The sequence below is a fragment of the Catonella sp. genome, assembly GCF_052173895.1.
Lineage (GTDB): Bacteria > Bacillota > Clostridia > Lachnospirales > Lachnospiraceae > Catonella.
In genome coordinates, this window is the sequence record NZ_JBQMXS010000055.1 from 1 (window position 1) to 9,069 (window position 9,069).

The window sequence follows — 9,069 nt, forward strand, 5'->3', positions numbered from 1 at the left end:
CCATTGAAGAAGGAGTTACTATTGATAAGTTAAAACTTCTCGATATTTTCTTCCTCCCACATTTTAATAAACCTTATAACTATATTACAATGGCTGCTCTTAGTGCAAAATAATAAAGTCTGTATTTGTTGTCTATAAACAACAAAATCCCTTGCTTATATAAGCAAGGGATTTTTAAGTAAATCTTATTTAGTTTTTTCAATAGTTTCGACTACATTCACAGTACAAATATCGTACCTTCCATTTGCAATCGAAGAAACAATAGTTGTTTTTCCTACCTTTTTTGCAAGTATCTTTCCACTCGCACTCACTGCAACAATCTCAGGGTCATAACTCTTAAATATTGCAGCCTCTGCTGTTGTATTAGGCTTAAGAATAGCCTGCAAGGTTTTTTTCTTTCCTACCTCAATAGTCACCTCGCTCAAAGTAAGCCTAATGCTTATAGCAGGTGGTCCTACATATACCTTACACTTAAACACTTTGTCTTCCTTAATAGACTTGTCTTTAAGTGTTACTGTTATAGTAGTATCACCTACCTTAAGTGCAGAAATAGCACCTGTGGTTGAAACACTTGCCACACTGTCATCATCTGACTTAAAATACAAGTTCTGGTCCTCTGTCAAATTGTAGACCTTTAATGCAAACTTGTCATCTGTTACCAAAGACAATTCAGTAACATTTAACTTCGGTTCTGCTATATTTTCTTTCATCAGTACCTCCCCAGCATACAGATCTATTCTGTTTGTACCGAGGGACAAAATCAAACAAAGCACAACCATGACTGACAGAGCGACTTTTTTTCTAAGATTTTTCATCTTTTTACCTCCGTCTGTCTTATGACTTTATCATCATACAGCTTGTTTTTGTCATAATCGTGTCATTTGATAAACTTTATTTAACTTGAAACTGACATAGAAAATTATTATAATTATTGCAAGTATTTATAGTGGGTGAAAGGAGTATAACACTATGCAAAACATACTGATTGCAGATGATAATGCAGATATTACAAATGTGCTGGCTGCCTATACTACAAAAGAAGGCTACAATCCAATAATTGCAACCGATGGAGAAGAGGCGTTAAAACTCTTTGATGAGCACTCCCCTGCTGCCGTACTTTTAGATGTTATGATGCCAAAGATGGACGGTTATGAGGTTTGCCGTAAAATCCGAGCCAAATCCAATGTACCAATCATCCTCGTTACTGCTAGAGGAGAAGGCTTTGAAAAAATAATGGGACTTGACATAGGAGCCGATGATTATATAGTTAAACCTTTTAGTCCAAGCGAGGTTATGGCTAGGCTTAGAGCTGTCCTTAGAAGGATGACAGCTCCTGAAACTTCTTCCAATATCACAAGTGAAAACTTTATTAAAATAGATAATCTGGAAATAAATCTTGAAGAGTATTCACTTAGCATTGGTGGTGAAAAAATTGCCCTTACCAAAAAAGAAATTGAAACTATGTGGACTCTTGCCGAAAACCCTAACAAGGTTTTTACTAGAGATAATCTGCTTGACAGCCTTTGGGGGTTTGATTACTATGGTGACCCTCGTACCGTAGACTCACATATTAAGCGTCTTAGAGCAAAACTTGATACTGTAGAACATCCTAACTGGAGCATCAAAACCATTTGGGGCATGGGGTATAAATTCAATATAGAAAATTAACATATATCAGAGGTGGTTATAATGGATATATTTAAAAATTTTAAAAATAAAAATGACAAGGTTGTCATTGACGAGAATGTTAATAAACAAATAAATACTGTTAAAAAATTCAGTTCCTTAATAGTATTGGGTGCAGTGATTGCTGTAGGAATATTTTCAAGCATCTATTCTGTATCAGAGCAGGAACAGGCAGTAATTACTCAGTTTGGAAAGGTAGTTAGTGTTGAAACCGCAGGACTTCATTTTAAACTTCCATTTATACAACAGCGTACAACAGTAAATACTACAACCCAAGGTATGCCGATAGGATATGAAGAATCCGGTACTAATGACCCTATCGAAGATACTTCTGCTTATGAAGACAGTATGATGATTACCAAGGATTTTAACTTTGTAAACATTGATTTTTATCTTGAATACAAGGTGGTAAATCCTGAAAACTTCCTTTTTAATACTGATGATCCGCTTAATACCCTTAAAAATCTTACCAAAGCCTCTATCCGTTCAACCATTTCCAAATATCTTGTTGATGAGGTAATGACTACTGCCAAGGGTAAGATTCAGTCTGAAGTTAAGAATAAGCTGATTTCAGAAATGGAAAAAGTAAACATCGGAATAGAAATAGTCAACATTTCCATTCAGGATGCCGAACCGCCAACTGCTCAGGTAATTGAGGCTTTTAAAGCAGTGGAAACAGCAAAACAAGGTGCTGAAACCGCTATAAATAATGCCAACAAATATCAGAGTGAAAAACTCCCCTCTGCAAATGCCGATGCCGATAAAATACTTAAAGAGGCCGAAGCATATAAGGAGAACCGTATAGCTGAAGCTGAGGGGCAGGTTGCCAGATTTAGCGAAACCTACAAAGAATATAAAAAGTTTCCTCTCATAACCAAAAAAAGAATGTTTTATGAAACCCTTGAAGAAGTCCTGCCTAATCTAAATATCATTATTACAGATGGCAAGACTCAATCCATTTATCCTGTTGATAAATTTAATAAATAAGTGAGGAAATTATGAAGAAGACAAAAAAGTTATTTTTGATATTGCTTATACTTGCAGGTTTTTTAGGTTTCAGTTCAACCTATTCACTTAAGGAAAATGAGTATGGTATAAGATTACAGTTTAATAAAATAGTTGCAATAGACAATAACGCAGGACTTTATTTTAAATTACCTTTCATACAGAATATAAGAAAGGTACCTAAATCCATCCAGCTCTACGACATTTGCCCAAGTGATGTTATGACAGCAGACAAAAAGTCAATGATAGCAGATATGTACATCCTTTGGCGTATAGTAGACCCAACCGTATATTATCAGACCTTAAATGCAAATGTAAATAATGCTAAGGATAGGACAGGAATCACTGTTTATAATTCTGTAAAATCTGTTATTTCTTCCATGACACAGGATGAAATTATAGAGGCAAGGGGCGAGAAACTCACTCAGACTATTACTGCGGATGCAAATCCGGACATAAAAAAATACGGTATCGAAATAGTACAGGCACAGTTAAAGTCACTTGATTTACCTGACGACAACAAGCAAGCCGTATATGACCGAATGATATCTGAAAGAAACAATATAGCTGCCTCTTATACTGCCGAGGGTGAAAGTAAGGCAAAAAAAATACAGAACGAAACAGACAAACAGGTTGCCATTCTTAAGGCTCAAGCTGAAAAAAACTCTGCAAAGTTAAAGGCTGAGGGTGAGGCAAAGTACATGGAAACCTTACAACAGGCTTACAATGACAAGGATAAGGCTGAGTTTTACAATTATATTAGAAGTCTTGATGCACTTAAAGTTTCACTTAGTGGGCAAGGCGAGAAAAAGCTTATGCTCGGAAAAGACAGCGAGCTTGCCAAAATACTTTACGGTAATTTTGAATAATTTAAATAAGGCGGTATTTTCATGAAAGATATTCTTTCTGTTAAGCCTGTCATAATAAAGAAAAGGACTTTGAAACAAATAGTTCATAGTCTTTTCTTTATTATGTTCAGGAATTATGCTTTGGTTGTGGTTGCATTTGCCATCCTCACCGGTCTTATATTTGTACAACTCTACTCAAGGTCTGCCATAGTAGCTAACCAAAAACTTCTTCTTAAGCAGGCGAGTTCAATTGCAAAGAGAGTAGGTGTATTTGTTGACGATGATGACTATATTACTTATCCCTCATTTCTAGAGGTTCTTGAAGAATTAGAAACAACTGATATATGGATAATTTCAAATCCTAAGTCAAAGTCACCAATGCCTAAAAAATATACAAATATAGACATTTCAAGGGAAACTCAACCTGAAATTTCCTCACTTTTTGACTCGGTGTTTTCAGGCGAGGCAGATGCTATGGATGTATATTCAGAAACTTATGGTGCAGACTATATATTTACTGCTGTACCAATAATTGCCTCCAAATCCAAAGAGGTAATTGGTGCAGTCTTTGTAAATCAAGTTTCTGAATCTCAGAAAATAGTTATAAGCCGAAGTTTTACAATTATATTTATAAGTACCCTGATAGCCCTATTATTTTCTCTTATTTTTGCTGTCTTCCTTGCAAGAAGACTCTCAAGGCCTCTTTCTATAATGAGAGCTACTGCACTAAGGCTTGCTGATGCAGACTATGAGGCTCATACAAATATCAATGAGGGAGGAGAACTTGGTGAACTGGCAGGAGCAATCGACTCACTGTCCGACCGTCTTAAACAGGCAGATGAGGAAAGGAAAAATCTCGAACAGATGCGACTTGATTTCTTTGCAAATGTTTCTCACGAACTCCGTACCCCTATTACAGTTGTACGTGCCTATTCAGAGACACTATTAGACGGTATCATAGATGATGAGGCTACCAGATTTGAGTATTACCATAAAATGCTTACTGAATGTAAATCAATGGAAAGACTTGTTGGCGATTTGCTTGCACTTTCTAAGATGCAAAATCCTGATTTCACACTTGAAAAAGAACCTATAAGCCTTGTTCAAGTCTTCTCCGATATCCTTCGAAGTGGCCTTGCTCTTGCCAAAGAAAAAAATGTAAAAATAAATCTAGATACCGATGATGAGCTTATGCTAATGTATGGTGATTATGACAGAATTCGTCAGATGTTTATGGTAATAGTTGATAATGCAATAAAATTCTCCAATGATGATGGAAATGTTAATATCACAATAAAGAAAGAAACTGCCGATAATTCGGTAGGATTTTTCTCTGCTGTTTTTGCAGGTGACACCTATGTAAATTCAGGTAATAAATTATTAATCAGTATAATTGATAATGGTATTGGTATTTCTGAGAATGAACTTCCACATATTTTTGAAAAATTCTACAAGTCCAAACTAAGACAAAATGCCAAAGGCTCAGGACTGGGACTTGCTATAGCAAGACAGATAGCCCTAAAACATGATGGTTCTATAAATGTAGAAAGCGAAAAGGGCAAAGGTACAAAGTTTAAATTTGAATTCAATGAAATCAAAGCCATAGAATTATAATCATAATTAACTTTAATAAAATTTATTTTTTGGTAATCTGCCACTTGAATATTTTATATTTTCCTAGTAAAATATATTCGTTACGGAGTGGTATCGAAGTGGTTATAACGGCCCTGACTCGAAATCAGGTAGTCTCTAAAGAGGCTCGTGGGTTCGAATCCCACCCACTCCGTTAAAAAGTTCCTCAAACTTTTGTTTGAGGAACTTTTTGCATTTAATATTCCAGTTCATAAGCCTTCTTATCAGTCTTAATGTCAAACGAGACTATCTTATCTATATCGGTAGGTACTATATAAAAATAATCTTCTATATATACTCCACGCATATAATATCCGTAGTACATCCTTATACTTGAAAAATCGTAACTGAATTTCTCGTAAAAACCTTTTTCCTTATCAAATCCATATACTACATACTTTTTATAATCGCTATTTTTTCTCTCATCATAGGCTAAAACTGAAAAACCTATGATATTCTTATCTGCATCTATGGTTATTGCCTTTCGATCATACTCTGCATCCGAATGAGAATATCTTCCATCACTATAAATACTTTTTGCTATCTCCTTTATATTTCCGGAGTCTGAAATATCAAACATAGACATTTTCAGTCCTCTTATTCCCCCACTCTTCTCATCTGCATCCTGCCCAAGTCCAAACAACAGTCCATTTCCAAACGGATGTAAGTATTCCGAAAAGCCCGGAATTTTGAGATAACCAAGTATTTTAGGATTAGCAGGGTCGCTTACATCTACACTGAACAGTGGATCTGTCTGTCTAAAGGTCACAAAGTATGCCATATCCCCCATAAATCTTGCCGACTTAATATACTCTCCTTTTGCAAGCCCTTCAATCTTTCCGACTACCTTTAAATCTTGATCTAATATATAAAGAGCATTTTCCGACTCACTCCTTTGTATATTAGGCATTCTCTCAGTAAACGGTATTATTCCAAATCCACTATTCTCCTTAGTAATTACAAGTCTCAAATTTCCTTTGTATTCATCAAGTGAATAATCATTATTCAAAGCTCCTAAGATAGACGCACTTGCCTGTGGCTCTATTATTCCATTTTTATAAGAATATTTTGTAATCTTGGTCTGTTCTCCAAAGGATTTATATTCAGTATTCCAAAAATAAATATTATCATAACTTACATAAATGTCATATCCTGCATCCATTATCACCTTTGAATCAATTATTTTCTCCGGATTTTTAATATCTACCGATGTCACAACCATATAACAATCTCCGTAAGAATATTCAGGTACATAGATATTTTTTATTCCTATTGTCTTTCCATCCACCTTTGGAATTAAATCATCATATTCAATCTCATTTACTTCTGCCAAAGGATAATAATATCCGCTATATGAGTTTGAAAATGTATAAATAATCCCACCCTTCATCCTTGTATGCCCCATAGAGCCTTCCTGACTATGCTTAGCCTTAAGTACCGGTTTTTCAGGATTACTTATATCATAAAACAACAACTCGGTAATGCTCTTTTCTCTAAAATACCCATATTTATACTCTTCATTATATTTTTTATTTCCTTCCCTAAATACTATAAGTGTAGAACCTTCAAGCATAATATTACTATAGTAGTATTCATTGCTATCACTGTTTCTCTCAAGAGTAAACCTTGAAGATACTGTTTCCATCCGACCTTTATCAGCCTTTATTATCTTAATCTCAGGTATTCCCTCATATACATGCTTAAGGATATATATATACTTTCCATCTGTCTTTACTACATCCGCCTCATCTACTCCATCTGTCCTAGTATTGGTTTTTGAATAGTCCTCTCCACCTTTTCCACCCTCAGTCTTAGCCTTAGCCTCATTTGTAGCCGCTAAGTCATCTGTGGCAGCATTTTTTGCTCCTGCCAACTGTTCATATCTATACCTGTTTTCCGATGCTTTTGCAAAATACTTATACAACGACTTATAATCCTTAAACTGTTTTATTCCCTTTACTTTTTTCTTCTTTACCTTTACTACATTTCCTGCCACTGTATCCGGCAGTTTTGTCAATATATTACTCATCCCATCATCTTGCCCAAAATTGCCTGAGTTTATCATTATCGCAAATGCAGCTACCAATGCTCCTGCCAGTGCTATTCCTCCTGCTATCCAATGTTTCATATTCTTCCTCCTTTTTATATTTTTAGCTGCCACATCCTCCTTAGCAAGCCTCTCTCTAATCCTTTCAGGCTGCAGAGAATCGGGTATTTCTACCTCTTCTTCCATCAGTTTCTTAAGCTTTTTAAGTATATCTTCTTCTCTTTCCATATCACCTCTCTGCCTCCCTTACTCTTTTACATACTCAGCAAGTTTTGCCAATGCCCTTTGTTTTTTAGACCTTACTGTTGAAGGCTTTAGTCCTAAATACTCCGCTATTTCATCTCCCTTATAACCTTCAAATACTGAAAGACAAATAATGAATCTCTCTTCATTCCCAAGCCTCATAAGCATTTCCTTTAACTCAAACTTCTCAACCCCATACCCTGATTTATCTCTCTGCAAACTCGCATCTGCAAGTTCCACAACATTCTCGTATGACTCCTCCTTAGATAGTGCATATTCCTTTAATTTCATCCTACATTTATTTGTTAATATTTTCACTATCCAGTTCTTAAACAGACTTTCGTCCCTAAGGCTCTCAATCTGCCTATATGCATCTAACACTGTCTCACTCACCATATCTTCCGCATCTTCTTTATTTTTGAGAAAATACAGTGCTAACCTGTATAGGTCTTTTGCCACTTCTGCATATCTCTTAGTAAATACATCTGCATCTCTAATCATCAGTTAACCTCTATCCGCCAACCGGCATTAAACTAGTTTCACTTAATAAGTGTGGTTTTAATTACAAAATGTTGCAAGGAAAATAAAAATATTATTTATACTCAGACATATCAATTCCTAAAACATCTTCACAATTAACTATTATTTGTTTCATTAGTTCTATTTGTTCGAATATCTTACATAGTTGCAAAGACAAATCAAGAGACTTTTTATATTCAGTTTTTTCAAGTCTGTATTCAGCAAAAGCTTTACCATAATACAATACTGCTAAGATATCAGCAAACATATTTTTCTTACATATTTCAATCCCTTTATTATCATAAAACAAGGCTCTACTATACTCTTCCTTTTTTCTATACACACCTGCCAGATTGTGGCAGATTCTTGTGTATATTTCATTATTTTCGTCACACTGGTTTACGCAAAATTTAAGTATTTCTTCATATTTTTCATCCTGCTCACATTTGTCCTCAACTAAGGCTATATTCATAAGTATTCTTATTTCCATTAGCGAAAAACTGTACTCCTTATAATTATCAAGCGAAAAATCATTTAATGTCTGTTTAATAGCATTTATATACATATCCATTGCATTCTGATATTCTTTATTTTTATAATATCTAATACCGTAAATAAAGAACTTAAACTGCGTAATTAGTATTTTATAGTATTCATTTTCAATGTTTTCCAATAACTTATCAATCAATTTTAATTCATTATCAAAATTAGACATTTTTTCATTTATCAGTTTTAAATCTATATTTCTTTGCGTTTGCAATAACATAGAATAATCTGTAATGCGGCTCTCAATAATAGCAGAAACCAAATCAGTCTTATAAATAACTGATAATTTTTCAAGGGTTTCAAGTTTGGGTATCACTTTCCCCAATTCCATTCTTCTAAGAGTTCTTTCGTCTATAAAAGCCATATCTACAACCTGTTTTTGTGTAAGACCCAGTTTTTCTCTTATACTTTTTAGTCTTTCTCCAAATAAAAAAAGGTTATAATACATTTTAATCTCCTTAAGTTTTTATTAATTATGTACTAAATCGGACTTTAAAGTCCGTTGCAATTTGAATATTTTAAATATATTATATAGATATAAGA

Annotated in this window: 8 protein-coding genes and 1 tRNA gene; 5 read left to right on the top strand and 4 right to left on the bottom strand. The window is 34.5% G+C overall.

The window, feature by feature from the left end:
* Window positions 1-185: 185 nt before the first annotated feature.
* Window positions 186-710 (bottom strand): Ig-like domain-containing protein, encoded by a 525-nt coding sequence (locus tag ACTTG8_RS08995; protein WP_442561785.1) that lies wholly within the window; start codon window positions 708-710, stop codon window positions 186-188.
* Between the two features lie 259 nt (window positions 711-969).
* Here ACTTG8_RS08995 and ACTTG8_RS09000 point away from each other — a divergent pair, with 259 nt between their 5' ends.
* The 5 genes from ACTTG8_RS09000 to ACTTG8_RS09020 all read left to right on the top strand — a co-directional run bounded on the left by ACTTG8_RS09000 (window position 970) and on the right by ACTTG8_RS09020 (window position 5,325).
* Complete coding sequence (locus ACTTG8_RS09000; RefSeq protein WP_442561786.1) at window positions 970-1,668, top strand: response regulator transcription factor; 699 nt, start codon at window positions 970-972, stop codon at window positions 1,666-1,668.
* Window positions 1,669-1,689: 21 nt separating this feature from the next.
* On the top strand, window positions 1,690-2,673 hold the full coding sequence (hflK, locus tag ACTTG8_RS09005) for an FtsH protease activity modulator HflK (protein WP_442561787.1): 984 nt from the start codon (window positions 1,690-1,692) through the stop codon (window positions 2,671-2,673).
* An 11-nt stretch (window positions 2,674-2,684) separates the two neighbouring features.
* On the top strand, window positions 2,685-3,560 hold the full coding sequence (gene hflC, locus ACTTG8_RS09010) for a protease modulator HflC (protein WP_442561788.1): 876 nt from the start codon (window positions 2,685-2,687) through the stop codon (window positions 3,558-3,560).
* A 21-nt stretch (window positions 3,561-3,581) separates the two neighbouring features.
* Entirely contained in the window at window positions 3,582-5,153 is a 1,572-nt protein-coding gene (locus tag ACTTG8_RS09015) for an ATP-binding protein (protein ID WP_442561789.1), read from the top strand.
* An 84-nt stretch (window positions 5,154-5,237) separates the two neighbouring features.
* Window positions 5,238-5,325: transfer RNA gene (locus ACTTG8_RS09020), tRNA-Ser, on the top strand.
* A 42-nt stretch (window positions 5,326-5,367) separates the two neighbouring features.
* Here the strand turns inward: ACTTG8_RS09020 and ACTTG8_RS09025 are convergent.
* The 3 genes from ACTTG8_RS09025 to ACTTG8_RS09035 all read right to left on the bottom strand — a co-directional run bounded on the left by ACTTG8_RS09025 (window position 5,368) and on the right by ACTTG8_RS09035 (window position 8,974).
* On the bottom strand, window positions 5,368-7,446 hold the full coding sequence (locus ACTTG8_RS09025) for a beta-propeller domain-containing protein (protein WP_442561790.1): 2,079 nt from the start codon (window positions 7,444-7,446) through the stop codon (window positions 5,368-5,370).
* An 18-nt stretch (window positions 7,447-7,464) separates the two neighbouring features.
* The gene (locus ACTTG8_RS09030) at window positions 7,465-7,962 is read right to left on the bottom strand and encodes an RNA polymerase sigma factor (RefSeq protein ID WP_442561791.1); all 498 of its coding nucleotides are present in this window, start codon (window positions 7,960-7,962) and stop codon (window positions 7,465-7,467) included.
* A gap of 91 nt (window positions 7,963-8,053) precedes the next feature.
* Window positions 8,054-8,974 carry a helix-turn-helix domain-containing protein gene (locus ACTTG8_RS09035; RefSeq protein ID WP_442561792.1) on the bottom strand — a complete coding sequence of 307 codons (921 nt, stop codon included), beginning with the start codon at window positions 8,972-8,974 and terminating at the stop codon, window positions 8,054-8,056.
* Window positions 8,975-9,069: the final 95 nt, after the last annotated feature.

Bases quoted from the DNA above. Each gene is read 5' to 3' on its own strand.
- ACTTG8_RS09015 (WP_442561789.1), top strand. From the start codon at position 3,582: ATGAAAGATATTCTTTCTGTTAAGCCTGTCATAATAAAGAAAAGGACT.
- ACTTG8_RS09025 (WP_442561790.1), bottom strand. From the start codon at position 7,446: ATGGAAAGAGAAGAAGATATACTTAAAAAGCTTAAGAAACTGATGGAA.
- hflK (WP_442561787.1), top strand. From the start codon at position 1,690: ATGGATATATTTAAAAATTTTAAAAATAAAAATGACAAGGTTGTCATT.
- hflC (WP_442561788.1), top strand. From the start codon at position 2,685: ATGAAGAAGACAAAAAAGTTATTTTTGATATTGCTTATACTTGCAGGT.
- ACTTG8_RS09000 (WP_442561786.1), top strand. From the start codon at position 970: ATGCAAAACATACTGATTGCAGATGATAATGCAGATATTACAAATGTG.
- ACTTG8_RS09030 (WP_442561791.1), bottom strand. From the start codon at position 7,962: ATGATTAGAGATGCAGATGTATTTACTAAGAGATATGCAGAAGTGGCA.
- ACTTG8_RS08995 (WP_442561785.1), bottom strand. From the start codon at position 710: ATGAAAGAAAATATAGCAGAACCGAAGTTAAATGTTACTGAATTGTCT.
- ACTTG8_RS09035 (WP_442561792.1), bottom strand. From the start codon at position 8,974: ATGTATTATAACCTTTTTTTATTTGGAGAAAGACTAAAAAGTATAAGA.